Consider the following 19324-nt stretch of genomic DNA (forward strand, 5'->3'; position numbering starts at 1 on the left):
GCACCGCCCGGCAGCCACACCCGCCTCCCACGACCCGTGCCGCCCCGGCGGTACGCAGGAAGGACACGCTCCCATGTCCGACGCCGTCCTCGCCGCACTGCGCGGTGTGATCGACATGCACGTCCACTCGGGCCCCAGCCCCTACCCCCGGCGCCTCCTGCACTACGAGGCGGCGCAGGACGGCTGGGACCGGCTCGGGATGCGGGCGATGGTGGTCAAGTCGCACCACCACAACACCGTGATGGACGTGCTCGCGCAGGCCCACCAGCTGGCGTCGATCCCGACCGAGGTGTTCGGCGGGATCGCGCTGAACAGCCCGGTCGGCGGGATCAACCCGCACGCGGTGCGGCTGTCGCTGTCGATGGGCGGCAAGGTCGTGTGGTTCCCGACGATCAGCTCGGGCCGGCACATCGACTGCCACCCCGAGGGCGGGCACTTCCCGACCTCGACCGTGCACACCACGACCGAGCGGATCGACGCGGTCGGCGCGGACGGCGGGCTCACCGCCGAGGCCCGCGAGGTCGTCGGGGTCGTCAAGGAGGCGGGTGCGGTGCTCAACGCCGGGCACATGTACCCCGACCAGATCCGGGTGCTGTTCACCGAGGCCCGGGCGGCCGGGATGGACAAGCTGGTGATCAGCCACCCGAACTTCGTGATCGGTGCCGAGCCGGAGACCTGCGAGGAGTTCGTCCGGCTCGGCGCCTACGTCGAGCACGAGGTCGGGATGTACAACCCGCACCGGGAGAACCGGCACTTCGAGCCGGAGACCCTGTTCGAGTGGATCTCCCGGATCGGTCCGGAGCACACCGTGCTGGCCTCCGACGCCGGCCAGCGGGGCAACCCCACCCCGGTGGACGCGTGGCTGGGCACCTGCGAGGCGCTGCTCGACCTGGGCCTGCCGGAGAAGGACCTGCGCCGGATGGTCGTCGACAACCCGGCCCGCCTACTCGACATCACCGACTGAGCCGCGCCGACCGCATCGAAGGGAGCCCCACCGTGCCCACCGAGCTCACCCCCACCGCCGATCCGCGCCGGTCGCTGGCCACGCAGGCCGCCGGGATCGACCGGACGAAGGCGATCGCCGACGCCCAGTACCTCGACTTCACGATGCTGCCCGCGACCAGCACCGACGCCGGGGACGCCTGGACGACGCGCGGGCAGAACGCCGTCGTGCACCACGTCGCCGCCCGCCGGCCGGGGACCGTGGTCGACACCGTCTTCGAGTCCGAGACGGTGCTGATCCTGACCGACGCGGGCGCGGCCGTCGACGTCACGTGGGAGGGCACCACCGGCGCGCTCGCCGGGCACGGCGTCGCGGTCCTCCCGCCCGGGGCGGTCCGGATCGACAACACCGGCACCGCGGACCTGACCCTGCTGGTCCGCAGCGACGAGCCCGGCTGGGCCGAGCGCGCGAGCAACGCCGCCGCGTTCGCCGAGCCGTCCCCGCGGGTCGCGCCGGCCGAGCCCTGGCCGGCCCCGCCCGGACCGGAGCAGGTGCGGTTCTACAAGGCCGACGAGCACCCCCTCGAGCAGGGGAGGTTCGGCCGGATCTTCCGCAGCCGCTCGTTCATGGTCAACCTGCTGGCCGCGCACGACGGGCCGCGGCCGGCGGACAAGCTCTCCCCGCACCACCACGACGACTTCGAGCAGTACTCGCTGGCGACCCACGGCCACTACACGCACCACATCCGCACGCCGTGGGTCACCGACCGGAACCACTGGAAGGCCGACGAGCACGTCGGCGTCGGCAGCCCGTCGCTGACGGTCATCCCGCCGCCCACCGTGCACACCTCGGAGGCCGACGGGCCGGGGGAGAACCGCCTGATCGACATCTTCTGCCCGCCGCGCGCCGACTTCTCCGCCAAGCCGGGCTGGGTGCGCAACGCCGAGGACTTCCCGGCGTGACCGGCCCCGGACCGGTGTCGCCGCGCGAGGTCCTGCGACCGGGCGCCCGCGCGCTGGGCACCTGGCTGAAACTGGCCGCGCCGGAGCCGGTGGAGATCGTCGCCGGGGCCGGGTTCGACTTCGTCGTCGTCGACCTGGAGCACGCCCCGATCGGGATCGAGACCGCCGCGTGGCTGCTGTCCTCGGCGCGGGCGCACGGGCTGGTCCCGTTCGTCCGGATCCCGGACCACCGGCCGTCGACCGTGCAGCTGATGCTCGACTCGGGTGCCTGCGGGCTGTTCGTGCCGCGGGTGGACTCGTTCGAGCAGGCCGAGGCCCTCGCCCGGGCGTTCTCCTTCCCGCCGGACGGCCATCGCGGATCCGGCGGCACCAGCCGGGCGGGGCACTGGGGCCGGCGCCCGACGCCGGACTATCTCGGCTTCGGCCGCGAGGAGGCGATGCTGGTCCTGCAGCTGGAGGCCGAGTCCGGGATCGCCGACGCGGAGAAGATCGCCGCGCTCCCGGCCGTGGCCGGGCTGTTCGTCGGGGCGGCGGACCTCGCCCTGTCGATGGGGTCCGCCCCGGCCGCCGACGACGTCCTGGCGCACATCGAGACGGCCCGGGCGGCCGCGCACGGCGCCGGCAAGGTGTTCGGGCTGGCCTACGGCGCGGCGCCCGCGGCGGTGCGGACGGCGTTCGACCGCGGGACCGACTTCGTCGTCAGCGGCAACGACGCGAGCCTGCTCGCCACGGCCGCCGCCGACCTGGTGGACAAGGTCCGGGAGCGGGCATGACCGGGCCGGCGGGGCTGCGGCTGGGGCTGGCCCTCGACCTCGGCTCCGACCCCGCGATGGGGCCGGTCGCCGCGCAGGTCCGCCGCGCCCGGCCGCTGCTGGACGCCGCCGAGCAGGCCGGGTTCGACTCGGTGTGGCTCGGCGAGAGCTTCCACAGCAGCCCGGAGCCGTTCCACCTGCCGTCGGCCCTGCTCGGACTGGCGCACCTGGCCGCGCTGACCGGTCTGGGCCTCGGGACCGGCGTGCTGCTGGTCCGCGCGCAGGACCCGGACCGGCTCGCCGTCGAGGCGGCGCTGGTGGATCAGCTGAGCGAGGGACGCCTGACGCTCGGGCTCGGCCTCGGGCCGCCCCCGCTGCGCGGCACCTACGGTGGGCCCGACCGGGCGGGCGGGGCGCTGCTCGACGCGCTGCTGGCCCGGCTGCGGGACCTGTGGCGCGGCGGGGCGAGCGCCGGTCCCGCGAGCCCCGGCCGCGCGGACGACGGCGGTGGCGGCGCGGGCGGCGGGGCCGGCTCGGTCCCGGCGCCGTACCGGGCCGGAGGGCCACCGGTGCTCGTCGGCGGTTCCGGCGCCGCGGCCGTCCATCGCGCGGTGTCCGCGGCTGCCGGCTACTACGCCGCCACCAACTACTCCGACCGGGTGTTGCAGGCGCAGGCCGCGGCCTACCGCGCCGCCGGTGGCACCGGCACCGTCGCGGCCAACCGGATCTGCTTCGTCGACACCGACGGCGACCGGGCCCGCCACCACGCCGCCGAGCACCTCGCCCCGCTGCGGCGTTACTACACCTCGCGCGGGCTGTGGGACGTCGGTGCGGCCGACGGTGACCCGGAGCCGGTGCTCGTCGGGAGTCCCGACGAGGTCCTCGCCCGGCTCCGGGCACACCGCCGGGCCGGCGTCACCCAGGTCCAGGTGCGGGCAGCACCGCACGGCGTGCCGGCCGACGTCGCCCGCCGCACGGTCGCGCTGCTCGGCGAGCACGTCCTTCCCCGGCTGGACACGGTTCCCGCCGGAACACCCGATCACGACAGGAGCTCCTCATGAGCCAGCAGGTCCGCGGTGTCGTCGCCCTCGACCTGGGCACGCCGGTCACCGTGGAGACGATCGTCGTACCCGACCCCGGGCCGGGCGAAGCGGTCGTCCGCGTGCAGGCCTGCGGGGTCTGCCAGACCGACGTGCACTTCCGCGACGGCGGCATCCCCGGGACGTTCCCGATCCTGCTCGGCCACGAGGCCGCCGGCGTCGTCGAGTCGGTGGGCGAGGGCGTCACCGACGTCGCGCCGGGCGACTTCGTGATCCTCAACTGGCGCGCGGTCTGCGGGGTCTGCCGGCCCTGCCGGGACTCCGAGCCGGAGTTCTGCACCTCCCCGCGGACCGCGAGCACCCCGATGACGCTGACCGACGGCACCCCGCTGGGCACCGCGATGGGGATCGGCGCCTTCGCCGAGAAGACCCTGGTGCACGCCGGGCAGTGCACGAAGGTCGACCCGCGGATCAGCCCGCAGGTCGCCGGGCTGATCGGCTGCGGGGTGATGACCGGGTTCGGAGCCGCGGTCACCACCGGCGGCGTGCGGCCCGGTCAGTCGGTCGCCGTGATCGGCTGCGGCGGGGTCGGCGACGCGGCCGTCGCCGGCGCCCGGACGGCCGGCGCGACCACGGTCATCGGGATCGACACCGACCCGCGGAAGCTGGAGTGGGCGAAGGGCTTCGGCGCCGACCACACGATCGACGCCCGGGACACCGACGTCGTCGAGCGGGTCCGGGAGCTGACCGGCGGGGCCGGGGCCGACGTCGTCATCGACGCGGTCGGGCTGCCGCAGACCTGGCAGCAGGCCTTCTACGCCCGCCGCCCCTCCGGCACGCTCGTCCTGGTCGGCGTGCCGCGCCCGGGCGCCACCGTCCCAGAGCTCCCGCTGATCGACTTCTTCCGGCGGGACGGCGCGATCCGCTCCAGCCGGTACGGCGAGTGCGTGCCCTCGCGTGACTTCCCGAAGCTGGTCGAGCTGCAGCTGACCGGCCGGCTGCCGTTGCAGGACATGGTGACCGAGGAGATCGGGATCGACGACGTCGAGACCGCCTTCGCCCGGATGCGCGACGGCGAGGTCATCCGCTCCGTCGTCCTGCTCTGACCCCGACACCCGACACCCGACCTTCGATCCGAGGAGACCCGCAGTGTCCGTAGTGGACGTCGCCGCCGTGCGCGGTGCGGTGCCGCTGAGCTCGCCCGACCGCCTCTACATCGGGGGCGAGTGGGTCACCCCGTCGACCGGGGCGACCATCGACGTCGTCGACAGCGCGACGACCGAGACGTTCCTGCGGGTGGGCGAGGCGGTCGAGGCCGACGTCGACCGCGCCGTGACGGCCGCCCGCGCGGCGTTCGACCACGGACCGTGGCCGCGGATGAGCCACGCCGAGCGCGCCGGGTACCTGCGCGCGATGGCCGAGGGACTGCGGGCCCGGGTCTCCGACGCCTCCCGGATCTGGCCGCGGGAGTCCGGCGTCGTGCAGCGGCACTCGCTGGGGCTGCTCGGCAAGGTCCCCGGCATCTACGACCTCTACGCAGACCTGGCGGAGACGTTCCCCTTCACCGAACCCGCCACCCCGACCGCGGGCGGCGAGTACGGCCTGCTGGTGCGCGAGCCGGTCGGTGTCGTCGGCGCGATCGTCCCGTGGAACGTGCCGATGTCGCTGGCGTCCTGGAAGGTCGCGCCCGCGCTGCTGGCCGGGTGCACCGTCGTCCTGAAGGCCTCGCCGGAGGCGCCCGGCACCGCGTACCTGCTGGCCGAGGTGGCCGAGTCGGTCGGGCTCCCGGCCGGCGTGCTCAACGTGCTGACCGCCGACCGCGGACCGTCCGAGGCCCTGGTCCGCGACCCCCGGGTGGACAAGATCGCCTTCACCGGGTCGACCGCCGCCGGGCGCCGGATCGCGTCGCTGTGCGGGGAGCGGGTCGCCCGGGTCACCCTGGAACTGGGCGGCAAGTCGGCCGCGGTCGTGCTCGACGACTACGACGTCGACTCCGCCGCCGCGGCACTGACCGGCGCCGGCTGCTTCCTCAGCGGTCAGGTGTGCTCGTCGCTGAGCCGGGTCGTGGTGAGCCGGCGCCGGCACGACGAGCTGGTCGAGGCGCTCGCGGCCCGCTACGCCGCGGTGCAGGTCGGTGACCCGTTCGACCCGGCCACCCAGATGGGTCCGCTGGCGATCGAGCGCCAGCAGACCACGGTCCTCGACTACATCGCGCAGGGGAAGGCCGCCGGAGCCCGGCTGGCCACCGGCGGCGGGAAGCCCGCCCACCTCGACCGCGGCTGGTACGTCGAGCCGACCGTGTTCGGCGGCGTCGACAACTCCTCGGTGATCGCCCAGGAGGAGATCTTCGGGCCGGTGCTCACCGTGATCCCGGCCGACGGCGAGGACGACGCCGTCGCCATCGCCAACGACAGCCCCTACGGCCTGAACGCCTCGGTGTTCACCGACGACCTCGACAAGGCGTACGCGGTCTCCCGCCGGTTGCACTCGGGCACGGTCGGGCACAACGCCTACCGCACCGACTTCGGCATCGCCTTCGGCGGGTTCAAGCAGTCCGGCATCGGTCGCGAGGGCGGCGTCGAGGGACTGCGGGCCTACCTGGAGACCAAGACGGTGATCCTCGACGGGGTGCCCGACCCGGCACCGCACTGACGCCGCACGGACCGTCCGCTCCCCGACTCGCGGCGGGGCCGGTGAGGACTCCTCCCGGCCCCGCCGCGTTCACCCGCCGGCAGGGGTCATTCGTCGTCGGCGTCGTCGCGAGCCAGGAAGCTCGACAGCCGCTCGACGGCCGTCTCGAACTGCGGGTTCAGGTCGACGAACGCGCGCAGCCGGTCGGCCAGCCACTCGACGCTGACCTGCTCGTCGCCGCGCCGGTCGACGAGCTCCTCGATGCCCCGGTCGGTGAAGTACACGCCGGCCAGGTTATCCACGGTCGGCCGCCGGTGGTGGCGCCGGTGCCGTCGCGGCCGTGCGGGGCCCGGATAGGTTGCGGGGGCGGAACGGCCCGCCGGTGCACCGGCGGGCCGACGACCGAGCCTCTGCGAGGAGACGCATGCCCCTGATCGGACGCTCCGACCTCGAGACCTTCCCCGTCGTCCTCGGCGGCAACACCTTCGGCTGGACCAGCGACGACGCCGGCTCGTTCGCGGTGCTCGACGCGTTCACCGCGGCCGGCGGGAACCACGTCGACACCGCCGACGGGTACTCGCACTGGGTGCCCGGCAACTCCGGCGGTGAGTCGGAGGAGGTCCTCGGGCGCTGGTTCGCCCGCGGGAACCGGGACCGGGTCACGCTCGCGACCAAGGTCAGCTCGCACCCCGGGTTCACCGGGCTCGTCCCGGAGACGATCTCGGCCGCGGCCGAGGCCTCGCTGCGCCGGCTCGGGACCGACCGCATCGACCTGTACTACGCCCACTACGACGACCCGGACACGCCGATCGAGGAGTCCGTCGCCGCCTTCGACGCGCTCGTGCGGGCCGGGAAGGTGCGCCACGTCGGGCTCTCGAACTTCTCGCCCGACCGGCTGGAGGAGTGGGTCGCGGTGGCGACGGCGACCGGCGCCGCCCCGCCGGTCGCGTTCCAGCTGCACTACAACCTGCTGCACCGCGCCGGGTACGAGCGGGAGTTCGCGCCGGTGGCCGCCCGGCACGGGATCGGCGTGCTGCCCTACTTCAGCCTCGCGGCCGGGCTGCTCACCGGGAAGTACACCCACGCCGAGCAGGTGGCCGGCACCGACCGGGAACGCCAGATGAAGGCCTACCTGCACGAGGCCACGTTCGACGTCGTCGGTGCGCTCGTCGAGGTCGCCGACGGGCTCGGGGCCGAGCCGGCGTCGGTCGCGCTGGCGTGGCTGCGCACCCGGCCCGACGTCGTCGCGCCGGTCGCGAGCGCCCGCAACCCCGACCAGCTCGCGCCGCTGCTGGCCGCGGCGGACCTGGAGCTGCCGGCGGACGCCGTCGAGCGCCTGGACCGGGCGAGCGACCCGGCCGGAGCGGACGCGGGCCGGTGACCGGCACGATCGTCGGCCCCGGGGCGGAGGAGCTCTCGGTCGCCGTGCGCCTGGCCCGCGAGGCGGGCGCGCTGCAGCTCGAGCGCTGGGACGGCCTCCGCGTGCAGGGCACCAAGGCGCACGTCAACGATCTGGTGTCCGATGTGGATATCGCGTCGGAGGGTCTGCTGGTCGACGGGCTGCGCGCGGCGTTCCCGGACGACGGTGTGCTCGCCGAGGAGGGCACGGACCTCGCGGGCGGCAGCAGCCGGCGATGGGTGATCGACCCGCTGGACGGGACCCGCAACTACGTCTCCCGCAGCGGGCCGTGGTCGGTCTGTCTCGCGCTGGAGGAGGTGCGCGACGACGCCGACGGGCCGGTGACCACGGTCGCGGTCGTGCACGACCCCACGGTGGCCGAGACGTTCGCGGCCGTACGCGGCGCGGGCGCGTGGTGCAACGACCGCCCGCTCCGGGCCTCGGGGTGCACCGAGCTGGGCCGGGCCCTGCTCGCGCTGAGCTACAACCCGTCGCAGGCCACCCGGGAACGGCTCGGCTCGGTGATCCCCGCCCTGCTGGAGGTGGTCGGTGATCTCCGCCGGTACCCGTCGGCGCTGCAGCTCGCCTACCTCGCCGCCGGCCGGGTCGACGCGGGTCTCGTGCTGGACGCCAAGCCGTGGGACGTCGCCGCCGGTTACCTGATCGCCACCGAGGCCGGGGTCCGGCTCACCGGTCCGGCCGGCGCCCCGCCGACGTCGGCGCTCACGATCGGCGCCGCGCCCGGCCTGCGCGAGGAGTTCGGACGCCTCGTCGCCGCGCTCCCGCTCACCGACCCCGGCTGAGCGGACCGCCCCGCAACCGCACCCGCCCGGGCCGACCCGTCCCGTCCCGACTCATGACGCTTTAGTTCGGTATGGCCGAACCAAAGCGTCATGAGTAAGCCCGGGGGAGGGGGAGGGGGAGGGGGACGCTCCTACTTCGCGAACGCCTTGTCGATCAGCTCGGCCTGCTCGACCTCGTGCACCTTCGACGACCCGGCGGCCGGGGCCGCCATCCGCCGCCGGGACACCCGGGTGAACCGGCCCTGCAGCTCCGGCAGCTTCTGCGGCAGCTCCAGGCCGTAGAACGGCCACGAGCCCTGGTTCGCCGGCTCCTCCTGCACCCAGCGGATGTCGTCCGCCTCGGGGTAGCGCTCGAGGATCTCGGCGATCTCCGCGGTGGGCACCGGGTAGAGCCGCTCGACCCGCACCAGCGCGGTCTCCTCGACCGAGGTGTCGCCGTTCTTGCGGCGCTTGTCCTTCGCGGCCGCGAGCTCCCAGTAGATCTTGCCGGAGCAGAACAGCACCCGCTTCACGCCGGTGACCGGACCGTCGGTCGCGGCGTGCTCCGGGTCGTCGATCACCGGACGGAACCGGCCGTCGGTGAACTCCGAGAGCGGGCTGACGACCTGCTTGGCGCGCAGCATCCACTTCGGCGTGAACACCACCAGCGGGCGGCGCACACCGTCGAGGGTGTGCTGGCGCAGCAGGTGGAAGTAGTTCGCCGGGTCCGACGGCAGCGCGACCGTCATCGAGCCCTCGGCGCACAGCTGCAGGAACCGCTCGATGCGGCCGGAGCTGTGGTCCGGGCCCTGGCCCTCCAGGCCGTGCGGCAGCAGCATCGCGACGTCGGAGAGCTGCCCCCACTTCGCCTCACCGGACGAGATGAACTCGTCGATGATCGACTGGGCGCCGTTGACGAAGTCGCCGAACTGGCCCTCCCACATGACGAGCGCGTCCGGGTTGGCGACCGAGTAGCCGTACTCGAAGCCGACCGCGGCGAACTCCGAGAGCGCCGAGTCGTAGGGCAGGAACCGGGCCTGGTTCTCCGACAGGTTGCGCAGCGGGAAGTACTCCGCGCCGGTCTTGCGGTCGATGAGCACCGAGTGCCGCTGCACGAACGTGCCGCGCCGGGAGTCCTGACCGGACAGCCGGATCAGCTTGCCGTCCATCGCCAGCGAACCCATGGCGAGCAGCTCGGCGAACGACCAGTCCACGTTGCCCTCACGGGACATCGTGTGCCGCTTCTTGAGCACCGGCTCGACCCGCTTGTGGACGGAGAAGCCCTCGGGGAGGTTCTCGTGCACGTCGCCGATCCGGTGGATCATCTCGAGCGGGATCGAGGTGTCCAGGTCGCTCGGGACCTGCTGTTCCTGCTCGATCGACGGGGAGATGACCGGCGGGGTCTTCTCCAGCTCGCGCACCTCGTTGAAGACGTGCTCCAGCTGGTTGGAGAAGTCCTTGAGCGCCTGCTCGGCCTCCTCCATGGTGATGTCACCGCGGCCGATCAGCGACTCGGTGTAGATCTTCCGGACGCTGCGCTTGGCGTCGATGATGTCGTACATCGACGGCTGGGTCATCGACGGGTCGTCGCCCTCGTTGTGGCCCCGGCGCCGGTAGCAGATCATGTCGATCACGACGTCGTTGTTCCACCGCTCGCGGTACTCGACCGCCAGCTTGGCCACCCAGACGCAGGCCTCCGGGTCGTCGCCGTTCACGTGGAAGACCGGCGCGCCGATCATCTTCGCGACGTCGGTGCAGTACTGCGACGAGCGCGAGTGCTCCGGCGCCGTGGTGAACCCGACCTGGTTGTTGACCACGACGTGCACGGTGCCGCCGGTGCGGTAGCCGCGCAGCAGCGCCAGGTTCAGCGTCTCGGCCACCACGCCCTGGCCGGCGAACGCGGCGTCGCCGTGCAGCAGGACCGGCAGGACGGTGAAGCCGCCGTCGCCCTTGTCGAGGATGTCCTGCTTGGCCCGGACGATGCCCTCCAGCACCGGGTCCACGGCCTCGAGGTGCGACGGGTTCGCGGTCAGCGAGACGGTCGTCTCGCCGTCGCCGAACATCCGGAAGTACTTGCCCTCGGCGCCGAGGTGGTACTTCACGTCGCCGGAGCCGTGCGCCTGGCCCGGGTCGAGGTTGCCCTCGAACTCGCGGAAGATCTGGCTGATCGGCTTGCCGACGATGTTGGCCAGCACGTTGAGCCGGCCGCGGTGCGGCATGCCGATGACGACCTCGTCGAGCTCGCGCTCGGCGGACTTGTCCAGGACCGCGTCCAGCAGCGGGATGACGGTCTCGCCGCCCTCCAGCGAGAACCGCTTCTGCCCGACGTACTTGGTCTGCAGGAACGTCTCGAACGCCTCGGCGGCGTTGAGCCGGGACAGGATGTACTTCTGCTCGCTCTGGTCCGGCTTGACGTGCGGGATCTCGATCCGCTCCTCGAGCCACTTCCGCTGCTCGGGGTCGGCGATGTGCATGTACTCGGTGCCGATCGTGCGGCAGTACGAGTTGCGCAGCAGGCCGAGCACGTCGCGCAGCTTCATGTGGGTCTTGCCGCCGAAGCCGCCGACGGCGAACTCGCGGTCGAGGTCCCACAGGGTCAGCCCGTGGCTGAGCACGTCCAGGTCCGGGTGCCGGCGCTGGCGGTAGTTCAGCGGGTCGGTGTCGGCCATCAGGTGGCCGCGGGTGCGGAACGACTCGATCAGCTCGAGCACCCGGGCGGTCTTGTCGACCTCGCCCTCGGGGAAGTCCTGGACCCAGCGGATCGGCTCGTAGGGGACCCGCAGCGACGCGAAGACCTCGTCGTAGAAGCCGTCCTCGCCGAGCAGCAGCTGGTGCACCCGGCGCAGGAAGTCGCCGGACTCGGCGCCCTGGATGATCCGGTGGTCGTAGGTCGACGTCAGCGTGATGATCTTGCTGATGCCGAGCTCGGTGAGCCGCTCCTCGGACGCGCCCTGGAAGGCGGCCGGGTACTCCATCGCGCCGACGCCGACGATCGCGCCCTGGCCGACGGTCAGCCGCGGCACCGAGTGGTTGGTGCCCAGGGTGCCCGGGTTGGTCAGGCTGATCGTGGTGCCGGAGAAGTCCTCGGCGGTCAGCTTGCCGTCCCGGGCCTTGCGGACCATCGCCTCGTAGGCGGCCCAGAACTGCCCGAAGGACATGTTCTCGGTGCCCTTGATCGACACGACGATCAGGGTGCGGCTGCCGTCCTTGCCCGGCATGTCCATCGCCAGGCCGAGGTTGACGTGCTCGGGGGTGACCACCGAGGCCTTGCCGTCGGTCTCGGCGAAGTGCCGGTTCATGTTCGGGAAGTCGGCCAGCGCCTTGATCAGCGCATAGCCGATCAGGTGCGTGAACGACAGCTTCCCGCCGCGGGTGCGCTTGAGGTGGTTGTTGATGACGATGCGGTTGTCGGCGAGCAGCTTCGCCGGGACCGCGCGGACGCTCGTCGCCGTCGGCAGTTCCAGCGAGGCGGTCATGTTCTTGGCGATGGCGTTCGCGGCACCCCGCAGCGGGGTGGTGGTCGCGCCACCCCCGTCCTGCGCCGGCTTGGCGGCCTTCGAGCCGCTGCCCGCGGCCGGCTTCGCGGCGGTCTTGGCGGTGCCGTTCGGCGACGGCACCTCGGCCGTGCGCGCCTTCGTGTCCGCGGGGGCCGGCTCGGCCTTCGGTGTCACGGGGGGCGGGACGTCGGCCGACGACCGCGAGGCCCGGCCCGCGGTCTCCGTGCCGTTCCGCACGGGCTTCTGCGCCGGCGCCGCCTCCGCGTCGTCGTTCTCGTCGTCCTCGGTCGCCGACCCGCGGGTGACCCCGCCGGACGGCACGGCGCCGTTCTGCCCGGCCGAGGACGGGGTGGCGGCGTCGGAGCCGGCCTCCTCGACGTCGGGCGCCGAGGACTGCCCGTCACCGTCCTTGACGTAGTCGGCGAAGAACTCGTGCCAGGCCGGGTCCACGGCCGACGGGTCCTCCTGGAAGCGCTGGTACATCTCCTCGACGAGCCACTCGTTGGGACCGAAGTCGCTCGCCTGATGGGAGGTACTGCTCGATGACACTCTGCGTCAACCGCCTTGTTCGCTGCTCGATTTGTCGCGACCGCCTACCAGGTTAGTCGCCACACGGCGCGGCGGGGCAGCGTGTCGGGGTTCGCGCTGTGACCTTGTCGTGATCGATCGGTCACGTTCTCGATTCAGTACGAGTCCCGCCGGGACTCTCAGAAGCCGGGCGGCGATCCGAGGACGTCGACGACCGACGTCGACACCGCCGTCTCCGCGATGACCGTGCCGACCGGCGGGCCGACCCGGCCCGGACGCCGGACCGTGTCCCGCTCGCCGGCGTACTGGCCGTCGACCGGGGAGATCAGCAGCTCGCTGCGGAGCGGGCCGTCGTCGTGCACGAGTGCCGGGTGGACCTGGCCGTCCAGGTCGGTGGCCTCGCCGAGCTCCACCGTGGGCAGCCGGCGCAGTGCGTCGTAGATCACCGCGCGCAGCTCGGCCGGGACGCGGCAGGTGCGCAGCGCGTCGACCGCGCTCTGGAACGGTCCGGTGTAGCCGCGGCCGGGCGGGCTGTCGGCGACCAGCCGGCGCAGCATCTCGTCCGGGTCGCCGGGCAGCGCGGCCAGGAACGCCGCGGTCGGGTTCGCCCACGCCCCGGGCTTCGACGCCGGCCGGTGGCCGTGCAGGGCGGCGTAGAAGTCGCCGTGCGGCGCGCGGAAGCGGCCGGTGGGCCACTGGTCGGCGAGCAGGAAGCCGTTCTCGACGGCCGCCGCACCGTCGCCGCAGAGCCACTGCAGCCGTCCGGTCAGCTCACGGTCGAGCAGCCAGTCCTCGCCCGGATCGACCGGCGTCCACTGCTGGAGCAGGTGCTCGGAGTAGTGCACGCAGAACTCGTCACCGCTGAGGTACGTGCCCATCCACCAGGCGTGGGTGGCGGTGTGCCGGTACTGACCGGGGGAGATCGGCTCGTCGGAGGTCCGGATGGCCAGCTCCAACAACTCAGCGCTCCTCCTCGTTGTGTCACCGAGAGGGACGCGGCGACCGTGGACGACGTCACACATTCTGTACGGCCCGGATACGAGCGGTGACGCGGCCCCCGGCGTTGGGCCGAACGGCGCAGATCCCGCCAGGGCCGTTCGCACCACCGCGTCGCGCAATCCGCTGCGCCTCAGGAGATCCAGGTCTTGAGCCGGTCGAACATGCCGTTCACGTCGCCGGTCATCGGGCTCACGTGCAGGTGGGTGATCCCGTTCTCGCGCAACGCCGCGATCCGCTCCCGGACGTGGCCCTCCGGGCCGATCAGGCTGACCTTGTCGATGAACTCGTCCGGGAGGGCGGCCATGGCCTCCTCCTTGCGTCCGTCGAGGTAGAGGTCCTGCACGACGCGCGCGGCCTCGGCGTAGCCCTGCTTGGCGAACACCGTGTTGTAGAAGTTCTTGCCGCGCGCGCCCATCCCTCCGATGTAGAGCGCGTAGAGACCCCGCGCGGCCTGCCGCGCCGGCTCGAACCACTCCTCCTCCAGCGCGCAGATCCCGCCGCCGGTGATCTGCAGTGGCCCGAGCTCCGGCGCGCGTTTCGCGAACCCCGCGTCCAGGGCCGGGCCGAACACCTCCCGGATCTTCTCCGGCAGCACGACGTGCGGCAGCCAGCCGTCGGCCAGCTCGGCGGTCATCTCCAGGTTCTTCTCGCCGAGGGCGGCCACCCAGACCGGGATGTCCGGCCGTCGCGGGTGGTTGATGATCTTCAGGGGCTTGCCGAGCCCGGTACCCCGGCCCTCGGGCAGCGGGATCGGGTAGAGACCGTCGTGGACGAGCTTCTCCTCGCGGCGCCACACCGTCCGGCAGATCTCGATGATCTCGCGCGTCCGGCCGACCGGCTTGTCGTAGGGGACGCCGTGGAAGCCCTCGATCACCTGCGGGCCGGACGCGCCGAGGCCGAGGTTGAACCGGCCGTCGGACAGCGCGTCCAGGCCGGCCGCGGTCATCGCGGTGAGGGTCGGCGTGCGCGAGTAGACGGGCAGGATCGCCGAGCCGATCTCGACCCGCTCGGTCCGGGCGGCGAGGTATCCGAGCAGCGAGACGGCGTCGAAGCTGTAGGCCTCGGCGGCCCAGACGACGTCGAGACCCGCCCGCTCCATGTCGGTGACCGCGTCCGCGTTCCGGATCGGGTCGTCGCCGTAGGGGAGCACCGTGGAGAGCTTCACCCTTGCCAAGTTACCCGCGGGTCATGTGTCATGGGTCTCCCGGTGCCGCGGAACCCGAAGAGCGATACGGGGGTATTCCGCACTGCCCGTACGGGCCTCCCGTCTGTTTCATGGAGTCATGACGCTCGAGGCCGCTCCACCCGGCACCAGCACCCGCAAGGGGCCCGCCCCGATCACCGAGGGGACCCGCCCGCCCGGCGCGATGGCCCTGATCGCGGTGTTCGTGGCCGGCCCGACGCTGGCGCTGCTCGCCGCCATCCCGTTCGCCTGGGGCTGGGGGCTCGGCTGGGTCGACGTCGCGCTCTTCGCGGTCTTCTACCTGATCAGCGGGCTCGGGATCACGGTCGGCTTCCACCGGTACTTCACCCACGGCTCGTTCAAGGCGAAGCGGCCGCTGCGGATCGCACTGGCGATCGCGGGCAGCATCGCGCTGCAGGGCGGTGTCCTCGACTGGGTCGGCGACCACCGCCGGCACCACGCGTTCTCCGACAAGGAGGGCGACCCGCACTCGCCGTGGCTCTACGGCACCGGACCCAAGGCCCTGGTCAAGGGCTTCTGGCACTCGCACATGGGCTGGATCTTCGACCGCGACCTCACCAACATGAACCGGTTCGCGCCGGACCTGGTCGCCGACAAGGACATGCTCCGCCTGCAGAAGGCGTTCCCGCTCATCGTCATGGCCAGCCTGCTCGGCCCGGCGCTGCTCGGCGGCCTGCTCACGATGTCCTGGTGGGGCGCGTTCACCGCGTTCTTCTGGGCGGGCATCGTCCGCGTCGCGGTGCTGCACCACGTCACCTGGTCGATCAACTCGATCTGCCACATCTGGGGCGAGCGCCCGTTCGCCTCGCGGGACAAGTCCGCGAACGTCTGGTGGCTGGCGGTGCTCTCGTTCGGCGAGTCCTGGCACAACCTGCACCACGCCGACCCGACCTGCGCCCGGCACGGCGTGAAGAAGGGCCAGATCGACATCTCGGCCGTGGTCATCCGTGGCTTCGAGAAGGCCGGGTGGGCGACCAACGTCCGCTGGCCCACCACCCGCCGCCTGGAGAAGCTCTCGGCGAAGGCGGCCTGACCTCCCTCCCGCGTCGCACGCCCCGGAGCCCCGCACGGACGATGTCCGTGCGGGGCTCCGTCGTGTGCGACCTCGCAGACCTCTCCCGGCCTCGGAGGTCGGCGCGGCATCGCCCGATGGCCGATCCCGCGCGCGGACCCACCGCCTGCGCCGACCCGGTGAACGAGCGCTGATCCGCCGGCCGCGCGGACCGTGGATCAGCGCGCGTCGGCCGCGGAGGCGGGCGTCCGCGTCAAGGGCGGAAGCTGTCCGCGATCGGTGGGACAGTCCCCGGCATGACGACATACGTGCTGGTCCCGGGGTTCTGGCTCGGAGCGTGGGCATGGGACGCGGTGGCCGCGGACGTGCGTGCCCGCGGTCACGAGGTGGTCGCGGTCGAGCTCGGGCACGCACCCGGCGACACCGCGGAGACCCACGTCGACGACGTCCGGAGAGCTCTGTCCGGTGTGGACCGTGCCGTGCTCGTCGGGCACAGCGGCGGCGGGCCGGTCTGCGCGGCGGCGGCCGAGCGGGCTCGGGACAGGGTGGCGCGGCTGGTGTTCGTCGACACCGGACCGCTGCCCGACGGCGTGGCCCAGGTCGAGTTCACCCCGCCGGAGGTGCAGGAGTGGATCCGGGCCGCCGTCGAGAAGGACGGCACCGGGCAGCCGATGCCCACCCGCGCGGAGTTCGCCGAGCTCGGCACGAGCACCGAGGGCATCTCGGACGCGCGGTTCGACGAGGTGCACGCCCGCTCACTGGTCGAGCCCGCCGGTGCGGTGCTGACCGGTGTCCGGCGCGGGACGCCGGACCCGTCGCTGCCGAAGGCTGTCGTGGCCTGCAGCTTCACCCCGGGCCAGGTCCGCCCGATGATCGACGCCGGGGTGCCGGGGTTCGCCGAGATGGGCGGGCCGGAGTGGTCGTTCGTGGAGCTGCCGACGGGGCACTGGCCGATGTTCTCCGAGCCCGATCGGCTCGCGGGGGTGCTCGCCGAGCTGCGGTGATCGAATCAAGGAGTGTTGAGAAAGGAGTCTTGTTCAAGAAGTCTTGAGCAAGGTATCTTGATTCGCATGCCGAAGGAGCCCTACACGCTCACCGATCCGGCCCGGCTGCGGGCGCTGTCCCATCCGCTGCGGGTGGAGCTCCTGGAGGTGGTCGGTCTGGAGCGGACCGCGACCGCCACCCGGTGCGCGGAGCTGACCGGGGAGAGCGTCGCCAGCTGCGCCTACCACCTCGGGATCCTGGCCAAGTACGGGTTCGTCGAGCCGGCCGAGGGCGGGCGCGGGCGGGAGAAGCCGTGGCGGCTCGTGCAGTACGGCCAGTCCTGGGGCGTTCAGGACGACATGGACCCGGAGACGGCGATGGCCGCCGAGACGCTGTCCGAGGTCTACGTGGATCGAGCCGCGGAGAAGATGAAGCGCTGGTACCGGCGCTCGAGCCAGGAGACCGCGGCGTGGCGGGATGCGGCCGGGTTCAGCGGCGGGGCCACCTGGATGACGAACGAGGAGCTGGCCGAGCTCAGTCAGGAGTTCGTCGGGATCGCGCGCCGGTTCGCGGACCGGGCGCGCGATCCGGCCGCTCGCCCTGCCGGGGCGCGACCGGTCGAGATGTTCATGGGGGCGTGGCTGCCGCGCCCGCCGGACTACGCGACGCCCGGGGCGGCGCCGGAGGAGACCGGAGGGAGCACGTCGTGAACGAGCACGTCTGGGCCGATCTCGCCCGCGCCAGGATGCGGGAGCTGCACGCGGAGGCCGCGGCCGAGCGGCTGTGCCGCCGCGTCCGCTCCCGCCGGAGGGTGACCCACGCGGTGCGCCGCGGCTACGCCCGCGCCTGGTGGGCTCTCCGTCCCCGGGCCGCCTCGTGGACCCCCGGTCTCTTCGAGCCCTGACCGGTCCACGACGTCGTCGAGGGGTACACCAGCGCTCCCGGCGGCGGCCGGACTGCGCTGGTGTACCCCTCGGTCGAACCGGGGCGCGGTCGTCAGCTGAAGGTGTCGTAGAGCGTGTAGGCACCCAGCAGCAGGATCGCGATGCTGCTGAGCGCCAGCATCGTCGTCAGGAAGGTGCTGCTCCGGAACTCCTTCGGGACCTCGGTGCTGCGCAGCTTCCAGACACTGATCACCACGGCGACCAGGAACACCGCGGTCGCCGTGCCGCCGATCTGCAGCATCAGCACCGGCGACTGGACGAACAGGTACGCGACCATCCACAGCGTCGGGATGACGGCGATGAGGATCCGGGTCACCTTGTTGCGCATCGCCTGGTCGGCGAAGTCGTAGACGCCGAGCCGGGCGAGCGTGTCGGCCCAGAGCCGGGTGTTGGCCGCGCCGACCGCGAACGCGGTGCTGAACAGGATCACGAACGCCGCGACCAGGAAGAGCCCGTTGGCCCAAGTCCCGAGGGTGTCGGTGTACATCCGGGACAGCGTGCTGATCACCTCGTTGCCGGAGGGGACCAGCGCCTGCGGGTGCAGGACGGCGGCGCCGATGATGTAGAAGCCCAGCGTGCAGCCGGTGGTGATGAGCCAGGAGACCAGGATGTCGACCCGCATCACCCGGATCCAGCCGCGGGCGCGCTCCGCCCACGCCTCGGTGCCGTCGTTCGGGCCGGTGAACTTCGCGTAGCCCTTCTCGATGCACCACACCGTGTAGGCGGTCATCTCGTCCGCGCCGACGCCGGTGATCCCGAACATCGCGATCGCGATGCCCAGCGTCCCCGCCGGGATGGCGAACTGGAGGCCGGAGACGAGGTCGCCGCCCGAGTAGCCGAACGGGGTGAGCGGGAGCGCGAGTGCCAGCACCACGGTCGCGAGCGTGAAGAGGACGACCGATGCCGTCGAGAACCGCTCGATCAGCTTGTACTTGTTGGTCAGCAGCAGCACGATCGTCACGCCGGTGATCAGCAGTGACCACGCCACCAGGGACCGGCCGCTCAGCGACTCGCCGACGATCGGGTACATCAGGCTGCCGGCGGCCGCCGAGCCACCGATCAGCGCGCCGCGCTTCATGATGCTGGGGATCTCGGCCAGGATCCACACGACGTTGATCCAGCTCGCGCCGCGCCAGCGCCTGCCGACCTGGCTGTAGCCCTGGATCGCGGTCTTCCCGGTCAGGATCGTCCAGGTGGCCAGCTCCATCTGGACCCAGACCTTCACCGTGGTGGCCAGGACGACCATCCAGAGCAGGGCGAACCCCGCCTGCGCTCCGAGGGTCGTCGTGAGGATCAGCTCGCCGGAGCCGACCACGCTCGCGGAGATCAGCAGGCCGGGGCCGAGGTGGCGGAACCGGCCGCGCAGCGTCGTCGGGGGATCGACGACGCCGGACGGGTCGAGGACGTAGGGATCTCCGTCCGGTTCGGCCGACTTCACTGTCGCGCGTTCACTCACCGGTCACTCTCCTTTGAACAACTCGGGCCCGTGGTACGGGCGCCGCCGAACGGGATGGGTCGGCCGAAACGCCGGACAGTCGGCTGCCGTGGTGGCGGGACGCGCGCCCCGGGGTGTGCGGTCCGGCACCGGGCGGGAACGTAGCACACTCGGATATTGGTATACCAGCACGCTGTGAGCGCTAGGCTGGA

The 19324-nt window shown here is 72.5% G+C and carries 17 protein-coding genes; 12 read left to right on the forward strand and 5 right to left on the reverse strand.

All coding sequences use genetic code 11. The features are described 5' to 3' along the window. The first annotated feature begins 73 nt into the window (after window positions 1–73). From WIS52_RS09935 to WIS52_RS09960, 6 genes are read left to right on the forward strand one after another with little or no spacing between them, the layout of a single operon-like run. A complete protein-coding gene (locus tag WIS52_RS09935; protein ID WP_349297839.1) occupies window positions 74–964 on the forward strand; it encodes a DUF6282 family protein in 891 nt (296 codons plus the stop codon). 32 nt (window positions 965–996) lie between these two features. Beyond that, window positions 997–1905 carry a cupin domain-containing protein gene (locus tag WIS52_RS09940; RefSeq protein ID WP_349297840.1) on the forward strand — a complete coding sequence of 303 codons (909 nt, stop codon included), beginning with the start codon at window positions 997–999 and terminating at the stop codon, window positions 1903–1905. After that, complete coding sequence (locus WIS52_RS09945) at window positions 1902–2678, forward strand: HpcH/HpaI aldolase family protein (protein WP_349297841.1); 777 nt, start codon at window positions 1902–1904, stop codon at window positions 2676–2678. Before WIS52_RS09940 ends, WIS52_RS09945 begins: the two co-directional genes overlap by 4 nt. Beyond that, entirely contained in the window at window positions 2675–3718 is a 1044-nt protein-coding gene (locus WIS52_RS09950) for an LLM class flavin-dependent oxidoreductase (RefSeq protein WP_349297842.1), read from the forward strand. Before WIS52_RS09945 ends, WIS52_RS09950 begins: the two co-directional genes overlap by 4 nt. Further along, window positions 3715–4803 (forward strand): S-(hydroxymethyl)mycothiol dehydrogenase, encoded by a 1089-nt coding sequence (locus tag WIS52_RS09955; protein WP_349297843.1) that lies wholly within the window; start codon window positions 3715–3717, stop codon window positions 4801–4803. The genes WIS52_RS09950 and WIS52_RS09955 overlap by 4 nt, the downstream gene beginning before the upstream one ends. 43 nt (window positions 4804–4846) lie before the next feature. Then, window positions 4847–6349 (forward strand): aldehyde dehydrogenase, encoded by a 1503-nt coding sequence (locus WIS52_RS09960; protein WP_349297844.1) that lies wholly within the window; start codon window positions 4847–4849, stop codon window positions 6347–6349. Between the two features lie 86 nt (window positions 6350–6435). On the opposite strand, the gene WIS52_RS09965 is transcribed toward WIS52_RS09960, so the two are convergent. Continuing rightward, window positions 6436–6612, reverse strand: a complete 177-nt coding sequence (locus WIS52_RS09965; protein WP_093340837.1) for a DUF6104 family protein — start codon at window positions 6610–6612, stop codon at window positions 6436–6438. Window positions 6613–6752: 140 nt separating this feature from the next. Between WIS52_RS09965 and WIS52_RS09970 the strand changes: the two genes are divergently transcribed. Together WIS52_RS09970 and WIS52_RS09975 are read left to right on the forward strand one after the other, a co-directional pair. Continuing rightward, window positions 6753–7709: an aldo/keto reductase gene (locus tag WIS52_RS09970; RefSeq protein ID WP_349297845.1), complete on the forward strand. Its 957-nt coding sequence runs from the start codon at window positions 6753–6755 to the stop codon at window positions 7707–7709. Then, window positions 7706–8530: an inositol monophosphatase family protein gene (locus WIS52_RS09975; RefSeq protein WP_349297846.1), complete on the forward strand. Its 825-nt coding sequence runs from the start codon at window positions 7706–7708 to the stop codon at window positions 8528–8530. The genes WIS52_RS09970 and WIS52_RS09975 overlap by 4 nt, the downstream gene beginning before the upstream one ends. Before the next feature lie 131 nt (window positions 8531–8661). On the opposite strand, the gene WIS52_RS09980 is transcribed toward WIS52_RS09975, so the two are convergent. The 3 genes from WIS52_RS09980 to WIS52_RS09990 all read right to left on the reverse strand — a co-directional run bounded on the left by WIS52_RS09980 (window position 8662) and on the right by WIS52_RS09990 (window position 14698). Next, a complete protein-coding gene (locus tag WIS52_RS09980) occupies window positions 8662–12555 on the reverse strand; it encodes a multifunctional oxoglutarate decarboxylase/oxoglutarate dehydrogenase thiamine pyrophosphate-binding subunit/dihydrolipoyllysine-residue succinyltransferase subunit (protein WP_349297847.1) in 3894 nt (1297 codons plus the stop codon). A gap of 158 nt (window positions 12556–12713) precedes the next feature. Then, the gene (locus tag WIS52_RS09985) at window positions 12714–13493 is read right to left on the reverse strand and encodes a hypothetical protein (RefSeq protein ID WP_349297848.1); all 780 of its coding nucleotides are present in this window, start codon (window positions 13491–13493) and stop codon (window positions 12714–12716) included. Between the two features lie 170 nt (window positions 13494–13663). Continuing rightward, complete coding sequence (locus tag WIS52_RS09990; RefSeq protein ID WP_349297849.1) at window positions 13664–14698, reverse strand: LLM class F420-dependent oxidoreductase; 1035 nt, start codon at window positions 14696–14698, stop codon at window positions 13664–13666. Window positions 14699–14816: 118 nt separating this feature from the next. On the opposite strand from WIS52_RS09990, the gene WIS52_RS09995 reads away from it, so the two are divergent. From WIS52_RS09995 to WIS52_RS10010, 4 genes are all read left to right on the forward strand, one after another. Then, a complete protein-coding gene (locus tag WIS52_RS09995) occupies window positions 14817–15770 on the forward strand; it encodes an acyl-CoA desaturase (RefSeq protein ID WP_349297850.1) in 954 nt (317 codons plus the stop codon). A gap of 275 nt (window positions 15771–16045) precedes the next feature. After that, window positions 16046–16753, forward strand: coding sequence for an alpha/beta fold hydrolase (locus WIS52_RS10000; protein ID WP_349297851.1), 708 nt, complete (start codon window positions 16046–16048; stop codon window positions 16751–16753). A gap of 66 nt (window positions 16754–16819) precedes the next feature. Continuing rightward, on the forward strand, window positions 16820–17443 hold the full coding sequence (locus tag WIS52_RS10005; RefSeq protein ID WP_349297852.1) for a winged helix-turn-helix domain-containing protein: 624 nt from the start codon (window positions 16820–16822) through the stop codon (window positions 17441–17443). Next, a complete protein-coding gene (locus WIS52_RS10010) occupies window positions 17440–17637 on the forward strand; it encodes a hypothetical protein (RefSeq protein ID WP_349297853.1) in 198 nt (65 codons plus the stop codon). The genes WIS52_RS10005 and WIS52_RS10010 overlap by 4 nt, the downstream gene beginning before the upstream one ends. 92 nt (window positions 17638–17729) lie before the next feature. Here WIS52_RS10010 and WIS52_RS10015 read toward each other — a convergent pair whose 3' ends face one another. After that, window positions 17730–19133, reverse strand: coding sequence for an Nramp family divalent metal transporter (locus WIS52_RS10015; protein WP_349297854.1), 1404 nt, complete (start codon window positions 19131–19133; stop codon window positions 17730–17732). Between the last annotated feature and the right edge of the window lie 191 nt (window positions 19134–19324).

The organism is Pseudonocardia nematodicida, assembly GCF_040105385.1.
Taxonomy (GTDB): Bacteria; Actinomycetota; Actinomycetes; order Mycobacteriales; family Pseudonocardiaceae; genus Pseudonocardia; species Pseudonocardia nematodicida.

Excerpts from the sequence above, each read along its gene's own strand:
- WIS52_RS09935 (WP_349297839.1), top strand. The coding sequence starts at position 74 with ATGTCCGACGCCGTCCTCGCCGCACTGCGCGGTGTGATCGACATGCAC.
- WIS52_RS09950 (WP_349297842.1), top strand. The coding sequence starts at position 2,675 with ATGACCGGGCCGGCGGGGCTGCGGCTGGGGCTGGCCCTCGACCTCGGC.
- WIS52_RS09955 (WP_349297843.1), top strand. The coding sequence starts at position 3,715 with ATGAGCCAGCAGGTCCGCGGTGTCGTCGCCCTCGACCTGGGCACGCCG.
- WIS52_RS09970 (WP_349297845.1), top strand. The coding sequence starts at position 6,753 with ATGCCCCTGATCGGACGCTCCGACCTCGAGACCTTCCCCGTCGTCCTC.
- WIS52_RS09995 (WP_349297850.1), top strand. The coding sequence starts at position 14,817 with ATGACGCTCGAGGCCGCTCCACCCGGCACCAGCACCCGCAAGGGGCCC.
- WIS52_RS10000 (WP_349297851.1), top strand. The coding sequence starts at position 16,046 with ATGACGACATACGTGCTGGTCCCGGGGTTCTGGCTCGGAGCGTGGGCA.
- WIS52_RS10005 (WP_349297852.1), top strand. The coding sequence starts at position 16,820 with ATGCCGAAGGAGCCCTACACGCTCACCGATCCGGCCCGGCTGCGGGCG.